Annotated in this window: 23 protein-coding genes; 14 read left to right on the forward strand and 9 right to left on the reverse strand. The window is 40.9% G+C overall.

Translation table 11 applies throughout. From position 1 onward, the window contains the following. The gene (locus IWX76_RS17865) at window positions 1-399 is read left to right on the forward strand and encodes a hypothetical protein (RefSeq protein ID WP_196861402.1); all 399 of its coding nucleotides are present in this window, start codon (window positions 1-3) and stop codon (window positions 397-399) included. Between the two features lie 54 nt (window positions 400-453). On the opposite strand, the gene IWX76_RS17870 is transcribed toward IWX76_RS17865, so the two are convergent. Beyond that, a complete protein-coding gene (locus IWX76_RS17870; RefSeq protein ID WP_196861403.1) occupies window positions 454-1,164 on the reverse strand; it encodes a head GIN domain-containing protein in 711 nt (236 codons plus the stop codon). Between the two features lie 125 nt (window positions 1,165-1,289). On the opposite strand from IWX76_RS17870, the gene IWX76_RS17875 reads away from it, so the two are divergent. Genes IWX76_RS17875 through hemH form a run of 4 tightly spaced genes read left to right on the forward strand, consistent with a single transcriptional unit; the run spans window position 1,290 to window position 6,126 of the window. Further along, window positions 1,290-1,799: a phosphoribosyltransferase family protein gene (locus IWX76_RS17875; RefSeq protein ID WP_196861426.1), complete on the forward strand. Its 510-nt coding sequence runs from the start codon at window positions 1,290-1,292 to the stop codon at window positions 1,797-1,799. A gap of 55 nt (window positions 1,800-1,854) precedes the next feature. Beyond that, a complete protein-coding gene (locus IWX76_RS17880) occupies window positions 1,855-2,703 on the forward strand; it encodes a 4-hydroxy-3-methylbut-2-enyl diphosphate reductase (RefSeq protein ID WP_196861404.1) in 849 nt (282 codons plus the stop codon). A gap of 16 nt (window positions 2,704-2,719) precedes the next feature. Continuing rightward, window positions 2,720-5,101, forward strand: a complete 2,382-nt coding sequence (locus IWX76_RS17885; protein WP_196861405.1) for a TonB-dependent receptor — start codon at window positions 2,720-2,722, stop codon at window positions 5,099-5,101. Window positions 5,102-5,103: 2 nt separating this feature from the next. Beyond that, window positions 5,104-6,126 carry a ferrochelatase gene (gene hemH, locus IWX76_RS17890; RefSeq protein ID WP_196861406.1) on the forward strand — a complete coding sequence of 341 codons (1,023 nt, stop codon included), beginning with the start codon at window positions 5,104-5,106 and terminating at the stop codon, window positions 6,124-6,126. Here hemH and IWX76_RS17895 read toward each other — a convergent pair. Continuing rightward, window positions 6,114-7,331 carry a 3-deoxy-D-manno-octulosonic acid transferase gene (locus IWX76_RS17895; protein ID WP_196861407.1) on the reverse strand — a complete coding sequence of 406 codons (1,218 nt, stop codon included), beginning with the start codon at window positions 7,329-7,331 and terminating at the stop codon, window positions 6,114-6,116. The genes hemH and IWX76_RS17895 overlap by 13 nt on opposite strands. A gap of 142 nt (window positions 7,332-7,473) precedes the next feature. Here IWX76_RS17895 and IWX76_RS17900 point away from each other — a divergent pair, with 142 nt between their 5' ends. The 5 genes from IWX76_RS17900 to rfbB are packed head-to-tail and all read left to right on the forward strand — an operon-like array spanning window position 7,474 to window position 12,420. Further along, window positions 7,474-8,784, forward strand: a complete 1,311-nt coding sequence (locus IWX76_RS17900; protein ID WP_196861408.1) for a UDP-glucose dehydrogenase family protein — start codon at window positions 7,474-7,476, stop codon at window positions 8,782-8,784. Continuing rightward, window positions 8,784-9,773 carry a UDP-glucuronic acid decarboxylase family protein gene (locus tag IWX76_RS17905; protein WP_196861409.1) on the forward strand — a complete coding sequence of 330 codons (990 nt, stop codon included), beginning with the start codon at window positions 8,784-8,786 and terminating at the stop codon, window positions 9,771-9,773. The genes IWX76_RS17900 and IWX76_RS17905 overlap by 1 nt, the downstream gene beginning before the upstream one ends. A gap of 2 nt (window positions 9,774-9,775) precedes the next feature. Next, a complete protein-coding gene (galE, locus tag IWX76_RS17910) occupies window positions 9,776-10,798 on the forward strand; it encodes a UDP-glucose 4-epimerase GalE (protein WP_196861410.1) in 1,023 nt (340 codons plus the stop codon). Next, window positions 10,799-11,371, forward strand: coding sequence for a hypothetical protein (locus IWX76_RS17915; protein WP_196861411.1), 573 nt, complete (start codon window positions 10,799-10,801; stop codon window positions 11,369-11,371). It begins immediately after the preceding gene. Continuing rightward, the gene (rfbB, locus tag IWX76_RS17920) at window positions 11,368-12,420 is read left to right on the forward strand and encodes a dTDP-glucose 4,6-dehydratase (RefSeq protein ID WP_196861412.1); all 1,053 of its coding nucleotides are present in this window, start codon (window positions 11,368-11,370) and stop codon (window positions 12,418-12,420) included. The genes IWX76_RS17915 and rfbB overlap by 4 nt, the downstream gene beginning before the upstream one ends. Before the next feature lie 63 nt (window positions 12,421-12,483). Here rfbB and IWX76_RS17925 read toward each other — a convergent pair whose 3' ends face one another. Both IWX76_RS17925 and IWX76_RS17930 read right to left on the reverse strand, forming a co-directional pair. Next, window positions 12,484-13,716, reverse strand: coding sequence for an ABC transporter permease (locus IWX76_RS17925; RefSeq protein WP_196861413.1), 1,233 nt, complete (start codon window positions 13,714-13,716; stop codon window positions 12,484-12,486). A 99-nt stretch (window positions 13,717-13,815) separates the two neighbouring features. Further along, window positions 13,816-14,169, reverse strand: coding sequence for a HesB/IscA family protein (locus IWX76_RS17930; RefSeq protein WP_196861414.1), 354 nt, complete (start codon window positions 14,167-14,169; stop codon window positions 13,816-13,818). Window positions 14,170-14,287: 118 nt separating this feature from the next. Between IWX76_RS17930 and IWX76_RS17935 the strand changes: the two genes are divergently transcribed. Together IWX76_RS17935 and dnaA are read left to right on the forward strand one after the other, a co-directional pair. Further along, a complete protein-coding gene (locus IWX76_RS17935; protein WP_334642144.1) occupies window positions 14,288-15,838 on the forward strand; it encodes an acyl-CoA mutase large subunit family protein in 1,551 nt (516 codons plus the stop codon). A gap of 194 nt (window positions 15,839-16,032) precedes the next feature. Next, complete coding sequence (dnaA, locus tag IWX76_RS17940; protein WP_196861415.1) at window positions 16,033-17,463, forward strand: chromosomal replication initiator protein DnaA; 1,431 nt, start codon at window positions 16,033-16,035, stop codon at window positions 17,461-17,463. A gap of 8 nt (window positions 17,464-17,471) precedes the next feature. Here the strand turns inward: dnaA and IWX76_RS17945 are convergent, their stop codons facing one another. The 4 genes from IWX76_RS17945 to IWX76_RS17960 form a co-directional block, all read right to left on the reverse strand. Then, window positions 17,472-18,020: an NUDIX hydrolase gene (locus IWX76_RS17945; RefSeq protein ID WP_196861416.1), complete on the reverse strand. Its 549-nt coding sequence runs from the start codon at window positions 18,018-18,020 to the stop codon at window positions 17,472-17,474. Then, window positions 18,020-18,802, reverse strand: coding sequence for a TPM domain-containing protein (locus IWX76_RS17950; protein ID WP_196861417.1), 783 nt, complete (start codon window positions 18,800-18,802; stop codon window positions 18,020-18,022). The genes IWX76_RS17945 and IWX76_RS17950 overlap by 1 nt, the downstream gene beginning before the upstream one ends. Then, window positions 18,802-19,248, reverse strand: coding sequence for a TPM domain-containing protein (locus tag IWX76_RS17955; RefSeq protein WP_196861418.1), 447 nt, complete (start codon window positions 19,246-19,248; stop codon window positions 18,802-18,804). The genes IWX76_RS17950 and IWX76_RS17955 overlap by 1 nt, the downstream gene beginning before the upstream one ends. A gap of 75 nt (window positions 19,249-19,323) precedes the next feature. Beyond that, complete coding sequence (locus tag IWX76_RS17960) at window positions 19,324-19,905, reverse strand: LemA family protein (RefSeq protein ID WP_196861419.1); 582 nt, start codon at window positions 19,903-19,905, stop codon at window positions 19,324-19,326. An 86-nt stretch (window positions 19,906-19,991) separates the two neighbouring features. Between IWX76_RS17960 and IWX76_RS17965 the strand changes: the two genes are divergently transcribed. After that, window positions 19,992-21,533, forward strand: coding sequence for an NAD(P)/FAD-dependent oxidoreductase (locus tag IWX76_RS17965; RefSeq protein ID WP_196861420.1), 1,542 nt, complete (start codon window positions 19,992-19,994; stop codon window positions 21,531-21,533). A gap of 112 nt (window positions 21,534-21,645) precedes the next feature. After that, window positions 21,646-22,005, forward strand: a complete 360-nt coding sequence (locus tag IWX76_RS17970; protein ID WP_196861421.1) for a CoA-binding protein — start codon at window positions 21,646-21,648, stop codon at window positions 22,003-22,005. A gap of 839 nt (window positions 22,006-22,844) precedes the next feature. Here the strand turns inward: IWX76_RS17970 and IWX76_RS18110 are convergent. Beyond that, window positions 22,845-23,069 (reverse strand): hypothetical protein (locus IWX76_RS18110; RefSeq protein WP_334642145.1); only part of this gene is annotated, 225 nt, incomplete at its 5' end.

Consider the following 23,069-nt stretch of genomic DNA (forward strand, 5'->3'; position numbering starts at 1 on the left):
ATGGATATCGAAGAATTAATGCCACAGCCAGAAGGCAAAAAAGATGATCAAAAGAAAAGTCCGCTGGTAAGCCTGGAAAAAGATTTGACCTTATATGCTGACTCCATTAAAGAAGTGGCACTTGAAATTTTGTTGGAAGGGGTATCTACTCATCCTATTTTTATAGCGCATCAGCATACAGTTAGTATAGGTGAGATGATTCTGGATCGCGAAGAACTGCATACCGACTGGACTATACAGGCATCTACAATAGAAGAATTTGTTCAAAAAGGGATTATTAATCCCGACAAAAAAGCCATGTTTTTGAAGGCCTATAAAAAGCCAGAAGACTATATGTGTGTATTTGTAATTGTTCCTGAAGGTGCTAATTTCATTTATTACCCCTACCGGAAACGGTAAAAGAAAAATCCCTGCCAGGGAGGGGGTCCAGGGCAGGGATAAAAACTAAATGTATTATCTTATTTTCGATACACTTCCGCTCTTAGAAGAGTGGTCGTTTACCGATGGATTTCCTTTATAACTTACGTCACTTCCACCGCTTGCCGTTACATCTAATGCTTTGGTTACGTAAATGTCAACATCAGCCCCACCACTAGAATTTACCCTGGCGTTTTCTACAGCAAATTCTTTGGCATCAACGTCACTACCTCCACTTGATGTTATGTTTAGGTTGGTTGCTCTACCTGTTAAGCTAACATCAGACCCACCACTTGAAGTGATCGACAAGTTATTGGTGATTAAGTTAAGCTCAATGTCCGACCCGCCCGAAGAAGTAATAGAAAGTCGTGGTACTTTAATGGTTTGCTGGCTGTTCACATCGCTTCCGCCACTGGCAGACAAGGCCTGCAAGGTTTTAAAGTTCACATATACTTTTATCTCCCGGTCTTTAAACATACCGCTCCAGTTGTTTTTAGTGCCGTAACTGATGTTTAACCTGGTACCGTTTTTTTCTACAACAACCTTGTTCAGGAGCTCATTGCTCGTCACTATCTTAAGACTTTCAGAATTTCCCTGGGTTAAATATAAGTCGATACCACTCGATACGGTGATCTCATTAAAATTGTTTATGGCAACAGTTTTTGTTTGTTGTGCTAAACTGCTTAATGCCGGCAGACTACAAACTAATAATAGGGTGGCTGCTTTAAAAGGCTGTGGAATTTTCATGTCGCTTCTTTTATAAGATTTAGACGCCTAAATGTCTAAAACGTTGCAGAGAATCTAATTTATTTTTCAAATATTTGATTATGAACCTTAAAATGGTTCTTTTTGTAAATAATTTAAGCACACAAATGGCGGATTCTCAACTGGTAATTCTAGATAAAACACAAATTCAACAAAAGATCAATCGCATTGCTTATCAGATTCTGGAAGACAACCTTGATGAACAAGAGATTGTGTTGGCCGGAATATGGGATAGGGGTTACAAACTTGCCATCCGTTTACGTGAGGTATTACTTAATATATCTGAACTGAATGTGTTGTTGTTAAGAATTGACCTGGAAAAGGACAATAGCAAACTCATTGCCTCCACCGATCTGGAAGAGGATAAATGGAAAAATCAGGTAATCATTCTAGTAGACGATGTGTTAAATAGTGGGAAGACTTTGGCATATGGTTTGGGTGTATTTTTAAATACACCGCATAAAAAAATACGTACCGTAGTATTGGTTGATAGAAGTCATAAAATATTTCCTATTGCCACAGATTTTGTGGGGTTAGAAATGTCGACCGTACTAAAAGAACATGTAGATGTTATTCTGGATGTTGAAGGACGGGAAGATTGTGTTTATTTGAGCTAATCGGGTAAAATAATTGTGTATTTTTGTACAGCTTAGCTAACAAAGGAAACTGAAGATGACATATGATTTAGCGGTAACGATTGATAAGGCGTCGGGATTTTGTTTCGGTGTGGTGTACGCCATTGAAATGGCTGAAGACATCTTAGACCATGAGGATTATTTATATTGCTTAGGCGATATTGTACATAACGACGAAGAAGTCAAACGTCTTACTGATAAAGGCCTTCGTATTATTGAACATGAGCAATTAAAAGACCTCCACCATGAAAAAGTCCTGATCAGGGCGCATGGTGAAGCACCATCTACGTATGAACTGGCGCTAAATAATAACCTTACACTGATCGATGCATCTTGTCCGGTAGTATTGAAACTGCAAAACAGGATTAAAAACTCCCATGATGATGATGAGCAGATTCTGATCTTTGGTAAACATGGGCATGCAGAAGTTATTGGCCTACAGGGGCAAACTGACGGCAAGGCTATTGTTTTTCAAGACCTTCAAGAGCTTGATGCCGTTGAACTCCCTTCTAAATTCACTTTATACAGTCAAACTACTAAAAGCACAGATAAATTTTATCAAATTAAAGATGAGTTGCTTAACCGTGGTTACGATGTGAAAGCAAATGATACCATTTGCAGGCAAGTTTCCAGCCGTTATGAAGACCTCGAAAAGTTTGTAGTTAATTTCAACAAGATCATCTTCGTATCGGGCAAGAAATCATCAAATGGAAAAGTTTTGTATGATGTTTGCAAAAAATATAATAACGACGCTTATTTTATTTCAAATGTAGATGAACTGGATTTATCCTGGTTTAACCCGATGGATAAAGTCGGGATCTGCGGCGCTACCTCAACTCCAATGTGGTTAATGGAAGAAGTAAAAGCAAAACTAGAATCTTTTTAACCTCTCAGTCTTCTTTATGCATGATGCAAGGAAAATAATAACCTTAGTCCTTATTCTCACCTTATGGGCCTCCTTATCCTTTGCTCAAAATGGAATACTTAAAGGTAAAATCACTGATGCATTTACCAATGTGCCACTTAGTGGGGTCACTGTGTTTATGCAAGGCAATACTCAAACTGTACAGAGTGACAGTCTTGGAATTTACACCTTTACTGGTTTAAATCCGGGGGTTTATAACCTCACATATGCCTTTATCGGTTATAAACGGCGGTCTGTATTTGATATCACCGTGAGCAATGCAACACCCGCAATTTTAGATGTAACCCTGGAATCAAGTTCAAGCGAATTGAATGAAGTGGTTATTGAATCACCGAAATTTACTAAACCACTGGAAAGCCCCTTGTCTTTAAGAACAATCGGGGCCACGGAGATCAAAAGAAATCCGGGGGGTAATCGCGATATTTCTAAAGTGATACAATCTTTACCGGGAGTTTCTGCACCTGTAAGTTTCAGAAATGACATCATCATCCGTGGGGGTGCACCTAATGAAAATAGATTTTATATTGATGGGGTAGAAATACCTAATATTAACCACTTCACTACCCAGGGTTCTTCTGGTGGGCCAGTAGGTCTGATCAATGTTGATTTTATTAAAGAAGTAGATTTCTATTCTGGAGCTTTTCCGGCATCCAGAGGCAACACGCTGAGTTCAGTATTTGAATTTAAACAGAAAGATGGTAATCCGGATAGTTTGAGAGCGTCGCTCACCTTAGGTTCCAGCGATTTTGCCACTACGCTGGAAGGACCACTCAGTAAAAAAACTACTTATATTGCATCTTACCGCTTGTCCTATTTGCAGGGCCTGTTCAAGTTAATCGGTTTGCCTTTTTTACCTTCCTATCAAGATTTCCAGTTCAAGTTGAAAACCAGGTTCAATACCAGCCATGAACTTAGTATTCTCGGCCTTGGTGCCCTGGATAAGTCAAAGCTTAACTTTGGTGCAGAAAATTCTGAGAGTAACCAGTACCTATTAGCCAACCTGCCAGAAAATAACCAGGAGAATTATACCGTTGGGGCTGTTTATAAAAACTATCGCGACAAAGGTTTCTCTACCATCGTACTCAGTAGAAATTACCTGAATAATCGCGCCGATAAGTTTAAAGATAATAATGAGAATGATATAAAAACCCTGGATTATGGGTCCACAGAAACTGAGAACAAACTTCGCTTTGAAAATTCTTCCAAAGAAGGTAGTTATAGCCTAAATTTCGGTGTAGGGGTTGAACAGGCAAATTACCAAACCTCCACACTTCAATATGTGCCAGGAGGACTTGATCAGTATAGCTCTGAACTCGATCTATTAAAATACGGCTTGTTTGCACAAGTAAGTGCACCTTATTTTCAAGACCGGTTAAACCTGTCTTTAGGCGTACGTTTCGATGGCAGCGACTTTGCCCCGAACATGAATAATCCATTGAAAACCTTTTCACCAAGGTTTTCTGCTTCCTATAACTTTAATGACAACATCAGTTTTAACTTTAATACCGGCATTTACTACCAATTACCAGCCTATACCGTATTAGGTTATCGGGTTAATGCCAATGCGCCCCTGGCAAATAAAGGGGTAGACTATATCAAATCAGTACAGTTGGTTGCCGGTTTTGAGTATAATACACTTAAAAACACCAAGTTTACGGTAGAAGGCTTCTATAAACATTATTCCCGCTACCCAATGATACAGGTGTTGGGTGATACTATTCCTTTAGCTAACCTGGGTGCTGATTTTGGGGTAGTAGGCAACAGGCCTGTAACCGGTGTTACAGATGGAAGGAGCTATGGCCTTGAGTTTTTTGCACAACAACGTTTAAACAAGGGTTTCTACGGTATATTCGCTTTAACCTTATACAGAAGCGAATTTCAGGACAAAACGGGGGAGTATGTACAGTCGAGCTGGAACAACCGTTACATCCTGAGTATGACCGCTGGAAAGATTTTGCCACGCAACTGGGAAATAGGCGCTAAGCTACGTTATACAGGCGGAGGACCATACACGCCATATGACATTCCATATTCATCATTAAAAAGTAATTATTCCGTTTACCCTCAGGGTATTCAGGATTATGACCGATTGAATGTCAGTACGTTAAAAGATTTTTATCAAGTAGATGTCAGGGTTGACAAGAAGTATCCTTTCAAGAAATTTAACCTTAATGTATATTTGGACATCCAAAATATTACCTATAACCAATACGAAACACAACCGCAATTGGTGCTAGACAGAGATGTAAATGGAAACGCACAGGATATCCCTGGCGATCCGGCAAGTTATAAGACCAAACTGCTTGATAATACCAGTGGGAACATTCTTCCTTCACTTGGTGTTATCTTTGAATTTTAAATATGAGAAAAAAGGGTATACTCTTAGTAAATTTAGGAACACCGGATAGCCCGGAAGTACCTGACGTTCGTAAATATCTTGATGAGTTTTTGATGGATGAGCGTGTGATCGACATCCCGGCTTTAAACAGAGCCTTGCTGGTTAAAGGAATTATTGTTCCTTTCCGCAGCCCTAAAACTGCCAAGCTTTATAAAGAAATATGGGATGAGAATGGTTCGCCATTACTTTATTTCAGTAAAATACAAGCTGCCCTGCTTCAGGAACAACTTGGCGACGCGTATCATGTTGAACTGGCCATGCGTTACCAAAGTCCGTCCATCGCTTCGGCCCTGGCAAACCTAAAGGCTGGCTTAGTGGATAGCATCCAGGTGATCCCTTTGTTTCCTCAATATGCCTCTGCCAGCAATGGTTCAGTAATGCAGAAGGTGATGGAGCTTGTAGGTAAATGGCAAACCATTCCAAAGACCACCTTCATGAGTTCTTTCCATGATAATAAATTGATGATTGAGGCTTTTGCCGATAACGCGAAAAAATACCAGCCAGAAACCTATGATCAGATTTTGTTCAGTTTCCATGGATTGCCCGAGCGTCAGCTGATTAAATGCGACCATACCGGCCAGCATTGTTTGAAAAAAGACAATTGCTGCCACACCTTTACAGATGTAAATAAATACTGCTACTCAGCACAATGCCATGATACTGCACGGTTAATTGCGGCAGAACTAAATATTCCTGCAGAGAAATACTCGGTTTGTTTCCAGTCGCGTTTGGGTAAAGAACCTTGGGTTCAGCCTTACACCTCTGATGTGCTAAAAGACTTGGCCGCTAAAGGCAAAAAAAGGTTATTGGTTTTTTGCCCAGCCTTTGTAGCCGACTGCCTGGAAACACTTTATGAAGTAAGTGTGGAGTACCAGGAAGAATTTAAAGCACTAGGTGGCGAAGAAGTTCAATTGGTAGCCAGTCTTAACGAACACCCCAAATGGATACAAGCCTTGGTGGGAATGGTTAAAGGTCAGGAAATATAACGTGTTATTTCATGTAATATTCCGGCAGTAGCGCCTGTTTTTTGCATCACATATGTTCTTGCTTTTTCGCCATGAATTTTATGTTGACTGAAGGTTTGGAAAGCGTTTTCCAGACCTTCATTATTTTTAATGCTTCTTGCAGCACCTAGTTCAACTAAATCTTTTGCTTCCTGGAACTTCTCATAACGCGGTCCAAATATGACAGGAATGCCAAATGCTGCAGCCTCCAACGTGTTGTGTATGCCTGCGCCAAACCCTCCCCCTATATAAGCAATGTCTCCATATTGATAGAGCGCAGATAACATGCCTATGTTATCGATAATTAATACTTGCGCTTCCTGCTGCGGATTATTTTGCATACCAGAGAATTTAATGGCCTTTGGAAATAAACTGGAAATCTGATTGATGTGCGAATTACCGATTTCATGTGGCGCTAGGATCATTTTCCAGTTGGGGTGTTCCAGTGCCAATGTGGCGAGTAAAGCCTCGTCCTGTGGCCAGGTGCTTCCCGCTACCACCACAGGTGATGTACCCACAAAGCTGGCCACAAGAGGTAATGACTGAATAGCAGAAGTGTTTTCCGCAACCCGGTCAAAGCGGGTGTCGCCACTTAAGCTTACCTGATTGACGTTAATGTCTAGCAGCAAACGTTTACTTTCTTCGTTTTGAACAAAAAAGTGCGTTACACAGCGTAACATGCTGCGGTTAAAACTGCCATACCATTTAAAGAAAGGCTGGCTTGGGCGGAATATACCTGATATCAGAAATAAGGGAATGTTTTTCTTTTTCAAGGCATGGAAGTAATGGTACCAAAACTCATATTTGGTGAATATGGCGATCTCTGGATTAATTAAATCGATGAATCGCCTTGCATTTGCAGCGGTATCTAAGGGAAGGTAAAAAACACCTTCCACCGGATAATTCTTACGGATCTCATAACCCGATGGCGAGAAGAATGTGACCACCATCTTTTTAGCAGGATAGGCTTGTTTTAATTTCTCTAAAACGGGGCGGCCTTGTTCAAATTCACCAAGAGAAGCAAAGTGAAACCAAATGTGTTTTTCATTAGCATTTATTTTTTCTTCTACCAGAGAAAAAAGATCTTGTCTGCCTTGGATAAATAACTTAGCTTTAGCATTAAATGGAGAAAACACCCTGACAAGTAGGCTGTAAAAGAAAATACCAATATTATATAGGCAAAGCATTTTGCATGTTTATTTGTTATCTTCGCCCAAGATACTTTATTAAATTAAAACTCTACTCAAATATGAGCAACACTCGTCCTGAAACCAATTATTTTAGCTCGTGCTGTACCCGCTTTATACCACTCAAAACCCCCTTTATTTTATGAAAATTGCTGTAATCGGAACAGGATATGTCGGTTTAGTTACTGGAACATGCCTTGCTGAAACAGGTAACGATGTTATCTGTGTAGATATCGACAAAGCCAAAGTGCAGAATATGCAGAATGGCATTATTCCCATCTACGAACCAGGCCTGGATGTTTTATTTTTAAGAAACATCGCTCAAAAACGTTTAACTTTTACTACTGACCTGGCCTTGGCGGTTAAAGAAGCTCAAATCATTTTTATGGCATTACCAACGCCTCCTGGTGGCGATGGGGCAGCCGATCTTTCCTATATTTTAGGTGCAGCCAAAGATATTTCTAAATTAGTTACTGAATATAAAGTGATCGTCAATAAATCTACAGTTCCTGTAGGTACTGCCGACAAGGTGCAGGCCGTTTTTACAGAAAACACTGATGTCGAAATTGATGTAGTTTCTAATCCTGAGTTCTTACGCGAAGGGGTAGCGGTAGACGACTTTATGAAACCTGATCGGGTGGTTATTGGAACCAGAAGTGAAAAAGCACAAAAACTCATGGCCGAATTGTACGGTCCTTACGTCCGCCAGGGTAACCCCATCTTGTTTATGGATGAGCGTTCTTCTGAGCTGACAAAATATGCAGCCAACTCTTTTTTGGCCACAAAGATTACCTTCATGAATGAAGTAGCCAATTTATGCGAAATTGTAGGTGCAGATGTTGATGCCGTGCGCAGAGGGATCGGTTCTGATGCCCGCATTGGTAAAAGGTTCCTGTTTCCAGGTATCGGATATGGTGGAAGCTGTTTTCCAAAAGATGTACAGGCCTTAGCCAAATCTGCAGAAGAGAATCAATATGATTTCCAATTGCTTAAAGCAGTGATGGATGTGAATGAGAAACAGAAAATAGTACTGATAGATAAAGTATTAAAATATTATAAAGGCGACTTAAAGGGTAAACATTTTGCGCTTTGGGGATTGGCCTTTAAACCAGAAACTGATGATATACGTGAGGCGCCAGCTTTATATATTATCGATCACCTGGTTAAACAAGGGGCTACCGTTACCGCTTTTGATCCGGAAGGCATGGCTAATGTGAAAAAAATTATTGGTGATAAAATTAAATATGCCGAAAATCAATATGATGCTTTAGCAGGTGCAGATGCCTTACTCATTGCTACCGAATGGTCTGTATTCAGAAATCCTAACTTTGAAAAGATGGAAGAAGCACTGAGCAATAAAGTGATTTTCGACGGACGTAACTTATACGATTTACAAAAAATGATTGAACTGGGTTATTATTACAATAGCATCGGTCGTAAACTAATAGACTAATGGAACGCAAAAGAGTATTAATAACCGGTGCAGCAGGATTTTTAGGTTCACACCTGTGTGATCGTTTTATCAAAGAAGGTTACCATGTTATTGGCATGGACAACCTCATTACAGGCGATCTGCATAATATCGAACACCTGTTTAAACTGGAGAACTTTGAGTTCTATCACCATGATGTGTCAACATTTGTATATGTGCCAGGTAAGCTGGATTATATCCTGCATTTCGCATCACCGGCCAGCCCAATTGATTATTTAAAAATCCCTATTCAAACTTTAAAGGTTGGCTCATTAGGTACCCATAATTTATTAGGAGTAGCTAAGGCCAAAGGTGCCCGCATGATTATTGCCTCCACTTCTGAAGTGTATGGTGATCCGAATGTAAACCCTCAACCAGAAGAATATTGGGGTAATGTAAATCCTGTTGGACCACGTGGTGTTTACGACGAAGCGAAACGTTTCCAGGAAGCCATGACCATGGCATACCATACTTTCCATGGATTGGAAACCCGTATTGTAAGAATATTTAACACTTACGGACCAAGAATGCGCCTGAATGACGGAAGGGTATTACCTGCTTTCATCGGTCAGGCCTTAAGGGGAGAAGACCTTACCGTATTCGGCGACGGCTCTCAAACCCGCTCGTTTTGTTATGTTGATGATTTAGTGGAAGGCATATACCGTTTACTGTTGAGCGATTATGCGCAACCGATGAATATCGGAAACCCAGACGAAATCACGATCAAACAATTTGGTGAGGAAATTATCAAATTAACCGGCACCAACCAGAAACTGGTATTGCGTGATCTTCCGGTAGATGATCCTAAACAACGCCGTCCAGATATTACTAAGGCCAGAGAAATTCTAGGCTGGGAACCTAAGGTTAGTCGCGCAGAAGGACTTAAAATTACTTACGAGTATTTTAAATCTTTACCTGAAGAAGCCTTGTTTAACAAAGACCATAAAGATTTTAAAACTTATAACAAATAACCATGGCAAAGATATTAGTAACCGGAGGTACCGGATTTATTGGATCTCATACGGTAGTAGAATTACACCAGGCAGGTTATGAAGTAGTCATTGTTGATAACTTCTCGAACTCCAACCCAAAAATATTAACACAACTGAAGGAGATTACTGGCAAACAGTTTGATTTCTATGAGTTGGATCTTTGCGATGAAGCCAAAGTAAAAGCATTTGTGGCCAGTCAGCCTGACATTACTGGTGTAATACATTTTGCGGCCTTTAAAGCAGTAGGTGAGTCGGTACAACAACCTTTAAAATATTACAGGAATAATTTTTATTCACTGATTAACGTCATCAATGCATTTGATGAAAAGGTAGACCTGGTATTTTCTTCTTCCTGCACCGTTTATGGTCAACCAGATGAATTACCGGTAACCGAAGCGGCGCCAGTTAAAAAAGCAGAATCGCCTTACGGAAATACAAAACAGATTGCGGAAGAAATTTTACAGGAATCCTGTGCTGTTTCTCCAGATTTAAGGGTTATCTCCCTAAGGTATTTCAACCCGGTAGGGGCACACCATACCGCTTTAATTGGTGAGTTGCCTATTGGCGTTCCACAGAACCTCGTGCCTTTTATCACGCAGTCGGCCATAGGAAAACGTGGCCCAATTACCGTATACGGCAATGATTACCCTACAGCAGACGGTAGCGCAATTCGCGATTATATTCACGTGGTTGATTTAGCTAAAGCTCATGTTGCTGCCATCAAAAGAATGGAAAGTAAAGAAGCGACCAGCAATTATGAGGTGTTTAACCTGGGGACTGGCAAAGGTTCTTCTGTATTAGAAATAATTCAGGCCTTTGAGCAATCAACGGGAGAGAAATTAAATTATACAATCGGTCCGAGAAGAGAGGGTGATATTGAACAGGTTTGGGGCGATGTAACCAAGTCTGCAACGGTATTAGGCTGGAAAGCAGAACTCCATGTAAACGAAATGATGAGCTCTGCCTGGAAATGGGAAAAATATTTAAAGGATAACCCATTTTAAATGTTATTAAAAGAGCATAAAGATTTAAAGCAGGCTATTGTCGACATTCCGCCTAAGGAAAAGGACAAGTTACTGCTTCGGCTTATTGCGAAAGACAAAGTGTTAACAGAACACCTGCACTTTAAATTGCTCGAAAACGAGCAGGATTTAAATGCCAGGCATCTTGCTTTAAAATCAGAGATTGATGGCGCGATGGAACTGTTAAATATGGACAAGCGATTATCTTCTAAAGATACCTTAACGGTTTTTAGAAAGTTAAATGGACAAATTAATCACCATTATAAAGTAACAAAGGCTGTTAACAGCGAAGTGGAGCTGAGAATTTATTTGCTGCATCAAATACCGCTGGTATTTAATGAAAACGTGTTTTCCTCCTTGTATAAATACCAGGATAAACTGAGTACTTATTACCTGAGGACTACATTGTCTATGATGAACAAATATAAAAAACTGCATGAAGACTGGCAGTTTGACCTTAGTGGCGATGTTGATAACCTGTTAAATAGAATATATACAAGTAAATTGGCACATGCTGCCGCAGAATTAGGTTTACCTAAAGAACTAACATCATGAAGAAAATATTAATAACAGGAGGCGCCGGCTTTATAGGCTCTCACGTGGTACGTCGCTTTGTGACAAAATATCCGGATTACCAGATTGTTAACTTAGATAAGTTAACTTATGCAGGAAACCTGGCTAATTTAAAAGATATTGAGGACCTACCAAACTACAGATTTGTAAAAGCGGACATCACTGATGCCGTAGAAATGAATACCCTTTTTCAAAAAGAAAACTTTGATGCGGTCATTCACCTGGCTGCAGAATCGCATGTGGATCGCTCCATCACTGATCCTACTGCCTTTGTGATGACCAATGTTATTGGTACGGTTAACCTGTTAAATGCAGTGAGGGAATACTGGAAAGGTGATTATGCCACTAAACGTTTCTACCATGTATCAACCGATGAGGTATACGGTGCGCTAGGCGAAACTGGTATGTTTACCGAAACTACAGGTTACGATCCACACAGTCCGTATTCGGCTTCCAAAGCCAGTTCAGACCATTTTGTACGCGCTTACCATGATACTTATGGTTTAGATATCGTCATCTCTAATTGTTCAAATAATTACGGCTCGCATCATTTTCCTGAGAAATTGATTCCTTTAGCTATTAATAACCTTAAAAATGGCAAACCTGTTCCTGTTTATGGAAAAGGAGAGAATGTAAGAGACTGGTTATGGGTAGAAGATCATGCGCGTGCTATAGATGTGATCTTTCACGAGGCCACAACTGGTGAAACCTATAACATTGGCGGACATAACGAATGGAAGAACATCGATTTGATCCATTTGCTTTGTAACATCATGGACAAGAAACTAGGTAGGGAAGCCGGCGAATCAGCAAAACTGATTACCTATGTAACCGACCGTGCAGGGCACGACTTGCGTTACGCCATTGACTCGACCAAGTTACAGGAGAAATTAGGTTGGGTTCCAAGCTTGCAATTTGAAGAAGGTTTAGAAAAAACCGTAGACTGGTATTTAGAGAATGAAGAATGGTTAAATAATGTGACTTCTGGTAACTACCAGGCTTATTATGAAACACAATACGTAGGCAGGTAACAAAACCTGTTAAACTAAAAATGCCCCGGCAGCCATTGGTTGCCGGGGCATTTTTAGTAGCGCTTACTCATACCTTAAGGCTTCTACAGGATCGAGTTTTGATGCTTTTTTTGCGGGGTAGTAGCCAGATACTACACCCACTAACACACAAAGTCCGAATCCGCCGATGATAAAAAACCATGGGATAATAAAGGCCCCGCCCATCATCAGTGATATGGCATTACCTAACAGGATGCCGAGAAATATTCCTAAGGCTCCTCCCATTAAACAAATGACCACGGCTTCAATTAAAAACTGTTTCCTGATTACACTTGGATTGGCACCAATGGCCTTTCTGATGCCAATTTCACGCGTCCTTTCCGTTACTGACACCAACATAATATTCATCAAACCAATAGAAGCCCCAATCAGGGTAATTACCCCAATAGCAACTCCACCAATGGCCACAAAAGCCAGGTTTTCGAATAAAGTTTGTGCAACAGCGTCGCTTTTAGTAATTTCAAAATTATCTGTTTCAGCAATTTTTAATTTTCTGATATTCCGGAATTCCGCGGTGCTTTCTCCAATGATATTTTCCATCTGGTCGTTATTCGTCACCATTACTGTAATGGTATAGGAAGGATCGCTGCTCGAATTAATCTGTTTAGCTTTTAACAAAGGCACATAAACCGCCCTGTCGCCGCTAAAGCCCATACTTGATCCTTTGGAAACCAATACCCCTATAACTTTAAATCGGTTATTTCCCACGTTGATCACTTTGTCAAGTGCAGAACCGCCGTTAAACAAGGTCTTGCTGATCTCACTTCCGATAATACAGACATCTCCTCCTGTAGAAACCTCCATCGGGCTAAAGTTTCTGCCTAGCTCAAGGTCTAAACCCTGCGATACCAGTCCGTTTTCATCTACCCCCTGTACACTAATATTAGGATTGGTTTTGATGGTGCCGAATTTCACCGTTGCCCCACCACTTGCACGTACACTCACCGCAACCGTGGCAGGCGTATTTAAGCGGTTTTTAAACTCCACCGCTTCCTCATAACGTATGGATTCAAAAGGTTTAGGTCTTTCGCCAGGGTTACCTACCCTGATTCCAGTCCCCCGGTTTCTAATGGTAAAGGAATTAGCCCCCATGCTGGAAAAAGCTTCGGTCATACTTTTCTTCACCGCATCAAGCGTGGTTAGAATTCCTACCAATGCAGACAAGCCTATGGCAATGATCAATGCGGTAAGCATTGTTCTTAAACGGTTACTCTTAATAGATTGGAGGGCTAGTCTGACGTTTTCGGTATAGGTCATTTTCCAGGTTTATGTACTTGAAGGGATAAAAATAAAAAGTCCCGTTGTTAAGACAACAGGACTTCCCTAAATGTTACAATAATTTTGCTCAAATGCAAGTTAAACCGAGAAACTTGTGCCACATCCACATGAACTGGCTGCATTTGGGTTACTAAAGGTAAAACCCCTCGAATTTAAACCGTCTTGCCAATCTACCTGCATGCCCATCAAATACATCTGGTGTGCTTTATGCATATATACTTTGATGCCATCAATGATAAATTCCTGATCGCCATCTTTCTTTTGGTCAAAGCCTAAAACATAACTCATTCCAGAGCAGCCGCCACCTTCAACGCCCACCCTCAATCCGAAATCTTCAGCAATCTCCTGTTGGTCCTTTAACTTAAAAAGTTCCTTCACGGCGTTTTCTGTAAATGTTACGGGTGCAAATGCTGTATCTACTGTATTACTCATGTTATTTAAAATTAGGAATAACAAATATAAATAATAATGTACATTTTTGCCTCTGCAGTGCGCTAATTATTACTGTATTCAAACAATCCACCGCCTTTAGGGAGGTAACCTGAACATGATGATGAACGATAAAAAAATCACCACTACATCTGGCATTGAAATAAAAGAACTTTACACCACGGCTAAGCCGGTTTTAGATGCACCCGGAGAATTTCCCTTTACCCGCGGCATTCAAAAAGATATGTACCGAGGCCGTTTGTGGACAATGCGTCAATACGCAGGTTTCTCCACGGCAGAAGAATCCAATAAACGTTACCATTACCTGCTAAATCAGGGCACTACAGGTTTATCTGTTGCCTTTGATTTACCAACACAAATCGGCTATGATTCAGACCACGATATGTCTGAAGGAGAAGTGGGTAAAGTAGGAGTGGCCATTGATTCCTTAAAAGACATCGAACTGCTTTTCGATGGTATCTCTTTAGAGAAAGTAACCACTTCCATGACCATCAATGCCTCTGCTTCCATTTTATTAGCCATGTATATTGCCCTGGCTAAAAAACAAGGGGCAGACCTAAAGAAAATTTCAGGAACCATACAAAATGATATTCTGAAAGAATATGCGGCCCGGGGTACTTACATCTACCCGCCGAAACCATCGATGAGGATTATTACTGATATTTTTGAATACTGCAGTAAGGAAGTTCCTAAATGGAACACCATATCCATTTCGGGTTACCACATCAGGGAAGCGGGGTCTACAGCGGTACAAGAATTGGCCTTTACGCTGGCCAATGGAAAAGCTTACTTGCAGGCAGCCATAGAAAAAGGACTTGACATAAACATCTTTGCTAAACGCTTATCTTTCTTCTTCAACTGCCACAATAATTTCTTCGAAGAGATAGCCAAATTCAGGGCTGCCAGAAGAATGTGGGCCAACATGACCAAATCAATGGGGGCAACGGATGTGAAGGCGCAAATGCTACGTTTTCATACCCAAACAGGTGGCTCTACACTTACTGCCCAACAGCCTTTAAATAATGTAGTCAGGGTAACCAACCAGGCGCTTGCTGCGGTCTTAGGCGGCACACAATCCTTACACACAAATGGATACGACGAAGCCTTGTCCCTGCCAACCGAAGCAGCGGCTAAAATAGCTTTGCGTACCCAACAAGTTATTGCCTTTGAAAGTGGGGTAACTGACACAGTAGATCCACTGGCGGGATCTTACTTTGTGGAAAACCTGACCGATGAAATTGAGGCGGCAGCACAGGTGTATATCGATCAGATCGATGCCATGGGCGGATCGGTAACGGCCATAGAAAATGGCTATATCCAGGGTGAAATTGCCAAAGCCGCCTATGAATACCAGTTGGAAGTAGAAGCAGGCACCCGGGTTATTGTGGGCGTTAACCAGTTTACCCAGGAAAAAGAAGGCATTACGGAGGTCATGAATATTGATGAGTCTATCCGTACTATTCAAACCGCTAAGCTGGATGCCTTAAAACTGCAACGTAATAACGAAGCCGTAGCCAAGGCATTAGCCCAATTGAAATTAGCAGCCGAAGGTACCGACAATTTAATGCCACATATTTTAGTGGCCGTGGAGGCCTATGCCACCCTGGGCGAGATAGCCGATACCCTGCGGAATGTATTTGGTGAGTATTAATAATTTGTTAACAAATAGTTATCCACACAAAAAATTAAGGTTAGCGCTAGTATCCTTCTCGTACTTAGCGACTTACTAAATACTTCAAATTTAAGTTCCAAATGTTGATAATTTTTTGAATATTCGATATGTCAAAAACGCCTGTGAATAAGGCGCTTACCGTAGCTGTAAACCAACTTATTATCAATTAAAACATGGAAAAAACTTGTACTGAAGTGTGGAATAACTGCCTCCATATCATAAAGGATAACATTCCAAGCCAGAGTTTTAAGACATGGTTTGAGCCGATATCTGCTTTAAAGTTGGAAGGAACAGTGTTAACTATACAAGTACCCAGTTTATTCTTTTATGAATGGTTGGAAGAACACTATGTTGGCTTGCTGCGGAAGACAGTTAAAAAACAATTAGGTGATGATGGCCGCCTCGAATATAACATCGTGGTTGACCGGTCATCCAATAGCGGATCACCTTATACCACCAATATGCCATCCAACGGCAATGGGGCAGAAGCTAAACTACAATCCATGCCTATTCCCATTTCTATTAATAAAGATATCAAGAACCCTTTCATTATACCCGGACTGAAGAAACTTATTGTAAACCCCCAGTTGAACTCTAATTATACTTTTGATAGTTATATCGAGGGTGATTGTAATCGCCTGGCCAGATCGGCTGGATTCGCTGTAGCCGCAAAACCTGGTGGCACCTCCTTTAATCCATTACTTATTTATGGTGGGGTAGGCCTGGGTAAAACTCACCTTGCACAAGCCATTGGTAACGAGATTAAAAGTAGTCTGCCCGATAAACTGGTGATCTATGTATCCTGTGAAAAATTCTGTCAGCAATTTGTAGACTCGCTGAAGAACAATACCATAAACGATTTTGTGAACTTCTACCAGGCCATGGATGTCATCATTATGGATGATGTACATAACTTTGCAGGCAAAGAAAAAACCCAGGACATCTTCTTTCATATCTTTAACCACCTGCACCAATCTGGTAAACAGGTCATCCTGACTTCAGACAGGGCACCGAAAGATTTAGCTGGTCTGGAAGAGCGCTTGTTAAGTCGGTTTAAATGGGGTTTGTCGGCAGATTTGCAGATACCAGATTTTGAAACCCGCATCGCCATCCTTAAGAAAAAGATGTATGCAGACGGCATTGAGCTGCCTGTAGAAGTGGTGGAATATGTAGCCCACAACATTGACAATAATGTGAGGGAGCTAGAGGGCGCCATGGTGTCCTTGCTGGCGCAATCTACCTTAAATAAGAAGGAAATTGATTTATCGCTGGCCAAACAAATGTTGAAAAACTTCATTAAAAATACCACGAAGGAAATCTCGATAGAGTTTATCCAGCAGTTGGTGTGTGATTATTTTGAAGTTCCACTGGAAATGGTGAAGTCGCCAACCCGTAAAAGGGAAATTGTGCAGGCGCGACAAATATCCATGTACCTGGCCAAAAGTCATACCAAATCGTCATTAAAAACCATTGGTGCCTATTTTGGCGGTAGAGATCACTCTACGGTTATTTATGCTTGTCAAACCGTAGAGGACCTTATTGATACCGATAAAAAGTTTAAAGGATATGTCAATGATATCCAGAAGAAACTGGTGATGGGCTAAAGCGCTCTTTAAAAAGCGTCTAGCTTTAATAAGCCATAAAATAGCGCTGATGCGTGTAAAGCCTGATCAATCTTGTTGTCTTTCAACAATTGTTTGACCTCTTCTATGCTATATTCTTCCACATTCAAAATTTCGTGTTCATCTAAATGCTGCTCATGCGTTTTATGCCCACCTGTTAAGAGGTAGGTATAGGTAACATTAGTCGATGTTGCCGGATTAGGATACAGTGTGGCTATCAGTTCCGCGTGGTCAAAAGAATAACCTGTTTCTTCCAGTAACTCCCGTTTAACGGCATCCTCTGGCGCTTCGTCGCCGTCCATAACACCACCAGGAACTTCCAGCGAAATAATATCGGCTGCATGGCGGTACTGCCTTACCAGGATAATCTTGTTCTCCCGCGTCAGGGTAATTGCGTTTACCCAGTTTGGATATTCAAGTACGTAATAGTCGTCTTTAATAACGCCAGTCTGTAATTTAACGGTGTCTACCCTTAAGGTAGCCCATTTTTCTTTCACCAAATACCTTGTTGAAAGTTTTTGCCATTTTAAAATCTCCATTACCAACTGCCGCTGCTACCGCCTCCGCCGAAACTACCTCCGCCAAAGCCACCGAAACCGCCGCCTCCGCCGCTTCCGCCGCCAAAGCCACCGCCAAATCCACTTCCGCCCGATCGTCCTCCACTAAGGCCACCTAATAGCATGCCCCAGAATAGTGCGTCAGAACCACCGCGACTGCCAATAACCTGGCTGCCGCCACCACCTTTACCACCTTTTCTGATGATTAGAATGATCACTACAATGATGATAATGATAATTGGAATTGCCGATGTTTTATTACGCGTTGCATTTTTAGGTTTGTCGCTTTTATACTCCCCTTTGGTATAACTGATGATGGCATTTGTACCAGATTCTAAACCGCCATAATAATCGCCCGATTTAAAATAAGGCTTAATGTCGTTCTCTATAATTCTTTTGGTATACACATCAGGCAAGGCGCCTTCTAGTCCGTAACCTGTTTGCATAGAAATCTTGCGGTCGCCAAGGCCTACCACAATCATAATTCCCGTATTCTTTTTGCTGCCTACGCCCCATTTACGTCCCAACTCAAGGGTGTACTCGTTAATGTCATAATCGCCAACCGACTTTACAATCGCAATGGCAATCTGAATAGAGGTTGAATCATCAAAAGCAACCAGTTTATTTTCTAGCTGCTGGGCTTGTGCAGCAGATAAAGTGCCCGTATAATCGTTTACTAGTTTGGAAGGCTTAGCTGGAAAGTCTTGCGCAAAACCTGCGCCCGCAAATAAAACTAATAAAAAAAGCAGGATAGATCTCTTCATTAGTTTTTTGGTTTATGGTTGTCCATGTAAATAATATCGTTTGGTATTTCATTAATGTCATCATGATTGCTAGGAAAAAAGATGGCTAATTTTTCACCAACCAGGCTGATGCCGGCAATGAGGCCTTCTGCAATATTGCCGCCCGAAAAATGCGCTTTCATGGCTACTTGTGTAGTTTCCCAGAAATCTGACGGTACCACGTTATTAATACCTTTATCGCCTATGATGGCAAATTTATGATCTTCATAAGCCAGATATATTAAAACACCGTTATGCAAGCTGGTTTTATCCATACCCAGTTTTTTGAAATAACTTTGTGCCATTTCCATGGCATCACCTGTACAATGTTTATCTATGGCGATCCTGATCTCTCCTGAAGTCAGCTTTTCAGCTTCCTCAATCGTTGTCGCAATCAGGTCTTGTTCTTGTTCATTAAAAAGTGTCATAAATTTCTTGATATAAATAAGGGTAATGGGTTTGTTTAAACACGCATTACCCTTTAAATGTTGTTGTCCTTATTTTTAAAATGCTACCGTAGGTGCATTTTGTGAGCCAGCATCAGCTTTAAAGCCTGCTTTCTGACTAAATCCAAAAATGCCTGCAGTCAGGTTGTTTGGGAATGAACGAACTTTAGTATTATAAATTTGTACGGAATCGTTAAAATCTTTACGTGCTACCGCAATGCGGTTCTCTGTACCTTCCAATTGTGCAGAAAGGTCGCTAAACTGTTGTGTAGCCTGCAATTGAGGGTAGTTTTCTGTAAGTACCATTAATTTACCTAAAGCCTGCGTAACCTGTCCTTGTGCAGCCTGGAACTTTGCAATATTTTCCTCTGTTAATTTATCAGGATCAATGGTAATTTGAGTTGCTTTAGAACGCGCCTCAATTACGTTAGTTAAGGTTTCGTTCTCAAACTTAGCAGCGCCTTTGACAGTGCTTACCAGGTTTGGTATCAGGTCGGCCCGGCGTTGGTATTGTGTTTCCACCTGGTTCCATTTGGTCTTTACATCTTCATCAAGTTTTACCATGCTATTATAGCCACAACCGCTAAAAGCGACAACTGCGACAAATAGACCTACTACGATCAAAACTATTTTTTTCATACTTTTTTGTTTAACGGTTAATTTACACAATAGATTGCAATTTCTGTACCTTTGTTACAATTCAGGATAAAAACCTGACAAGTTTTATGCAAAAAGACATTGAAATCAAGGTTTTGCCCGAGGAAGTAGGGCAGGAAAATATAATTATAAAAATCCTTTCTACCGCACTAAGTGTTGATAGCAAGCGCATTCAAGGCTTTAAAATCCTCAAACGCTCTATCGATGCCCGATCAAAACAAGTAATCTACCGCTTGCAAGTAAAAGTTTTCATCGACGAGCCATTTCTGGCAGAAAAACCAAACATACACTATCAAAATGTCAGTAATCAAAAAACAGTAATCATTGTCGGCGCTGGCCCTGCTGGTTTATTTGCTGCTTTACAATGTGTCGAGAATGGTTTAAAACCCATTATTCTGGAGCGTGGTAAAGATGTAAAACAACGTCGGCGAGATCTGGCAACCATCAATAAAGATGGGATTGTGAATACCGAATCTAATTATTGTTTTGGAGAAGGGGGGGCGGGTACTTACTCAGACGGTAAACTGTACACTCGATCCAATAAACGTGGTGATATTAACAAAGTGTTGGAAGCTTTTGTACAACATGGCGCCACTGAAGATATTTTAGTCGATGCCAGGCCTCACATTGGAACTAATAAATTGCCTCAAATTATTACCGCCATTCGCGAAACCTTGTTAAATGCGGGTGCTGAAGTACGTTTTGATCAGAAGATGACCGATATGCTGGTTGAATTTGGCAAAATAAAAGGTGTGGTGGTTAATGGAGAGGAGAAGATCATGGCCGATGCCGTAATTTTAGCTACAGGCCATTCTGCAAGGGATGTCTACGAATTGCTGCACCATAAAAATATACTGGTCAAACCTAAACCTTTCGCACTGGGGGTGCGGATTGAACATCCACAGGCCATTATCGATGCCGCCCAATACCATTGTCCGGTGCGCAGTGAATTTTTGCCGCCAGCTTATTACAGCCTGGTCGAACAAGTGGGTAGTAGGGGCGTTTTTTCGTTTTGCATGTGCCCGGGTGGAATCATTGCACCTTGTGCAACTTATGAGAACGAGATTGTGGTCAACGGCTGGTCGCCATCTAAGCGAAACAATCCTTTCGCCAATTCAGGCACGGTGGTTCAGGTTACCCTTGACGATGTGAAAGGTGACCATCCCTTAAGGATGATGCATTTTCAGGCCGCTATTGAAAAACAAGCTTTTGCCCTTGGTGGTGGAAATCTGGTAGCACCCGGACAAAGAATGGTTGATTTTGTGGAAAAAAGACTTTCTGTCGACCTGCCCAAAAACTCTTACCTGCCTGGTACTAAAAGTGCCCTATTGGATGAAACGCTGCCGGCCTTCGTGGCGGAGAGTTTAAGAGGTGCATTGCCACAATTTGGCAAAAAGATCCGAGGCTATTATACCAACGAAGCCATTTTAGTAGGGGTAGAAAGTCGCAGTTCATCGCCGGTTCGTATCCCCCGGGATAAAGAAACTTACCAGCATCCACAGGTTGCGGGTTTATTTCCTTGTGCAGAAGGAGCAGGTTACGCCGGTGGTATTGTGTCAGCAGCCATAGATGGCGTCAATTGCGCCAATGCCGTGTTGAAATTCTTGTAAGCAAACTTTTTCTTATCAGTAATGTTTGTTGAATGTTGGTTTTGCAGTACGCTGCGGTGGTTTAGCGGTGGCGATGCTGTTCAGACAGATGGTTAAATTTAAAACTTTACAGATGAAGCGTACATTAATTATTGGTGCATCCACAAATCCAATGCGTTATGCCTATAAAGCAGCGCACATGCTAAAGGGAAAAGGGCACGAGATTATCAATATAGGCATAAAGAAAGGTCCGGTGGCAGGAGTAGAGATTGAATTGCCAGGTAAAATATACGATGATGTGCACACGATCACCTTATATATTGGTCCACCTTTGCAAAAGGGCTATTACGATTATATCCTGCAGACCAACCCAAAAAGGGTTGTATTTAATCCGGGTACCGAAAACGACGAGCTTGAATTGTTGTTAAAGGAGAATGGCATTGAAGCTGAGGAGGCCTGTACGCTGGTGATGTTGTCTACGGGACAATACTAAGCGATCGAGGGCGGCTTGATGGTAGCCTTCAATGACTACTGTAGCTTATTCTATTTTCAGATCATTAACATGCATTAAAGATTTTAGCAGCGTAATTCCGATGGGATTACCCTTTTTTTATTTTGGTCGTTTTAAACTATGAAAATTCTGTGTTCTATACCTAAATTATTAAGGGTGTCGAAGGTCCTGGTCATCTTTACGCTTCTTCAACTCCCCCAATTAGACACGTAATGGTAAATCCATATTTCGCCTAAATTTGGTCGATATGGGGTACACCTGAGTCCATAATGAATGCGACATGAATCCGTGTTGAATCCGTGTTTTTCTAGAATAACACGGATTCATTACAGATTCAACTTAGAATCAACCTTTATTCATTTAGAATCAATCTTCTGCCGCATTAAAACCATAATTGGTTTTAATGCATTTGTACTCAATATTTTAGGTGGTTTTTACGATAAATTCGAACTAAATTTTAAAGTGTCTGCTTGTTCATAAGCAAGCGGTAGGCACCTCTTAGCTAAAGAATTAAACTGAAATGCAAAGTTCAATTTTGGTGAATAAGGGTGATTTGCCCAAAGAATAGGCCATTGGTCAATCTGTATATATAAGGTTGCCTATATTAGATTGCTGCTAAGCATACTTAAATATTGGGATTCTTAGCTATTATATATATAGCCTTATTGATGATGACCAGTGTGGGGTATCTATTTGACTAAGTTCGACATTATTAATGCCAGTTTTTTGCACTTTAAGCTTGGTGTAGGAGTTACACGAAGCCCTGTATAAATCATTACCCTTGTAAACCATGTAGTTAGCGGTTTTAATCAAAAACTTGGCTATAATAGTTTTGAGAAAGTAAATATTTTCCTACTTTTGCATCCCGCTTCGGAGGAAGGGAAACAGTGAAAAGGATAGAGAGAAGGTTGATTTGAAGAGCTAAAAGTAGTAATGTTGTCCTTTAAGGATTTGGTTTTCGGACTAAAGAAATTAAAAGAAAAAAGTTTAAATAAAAGCTTGACAATGTTAAAAAGATTACTACCTTTGCCATCCCAAACAACACG

The sequence above is a fragment of the Pedobacter sp. CAN_A7 genome, from assembly GCF_015752175.1.
In the GTDB taxonomy this organism is placed as follows: Bacteria; Bacteroidota; Bacteroidia; order Sphingobacteriales; family Sphingobacteriaceae; genus Pedobacter.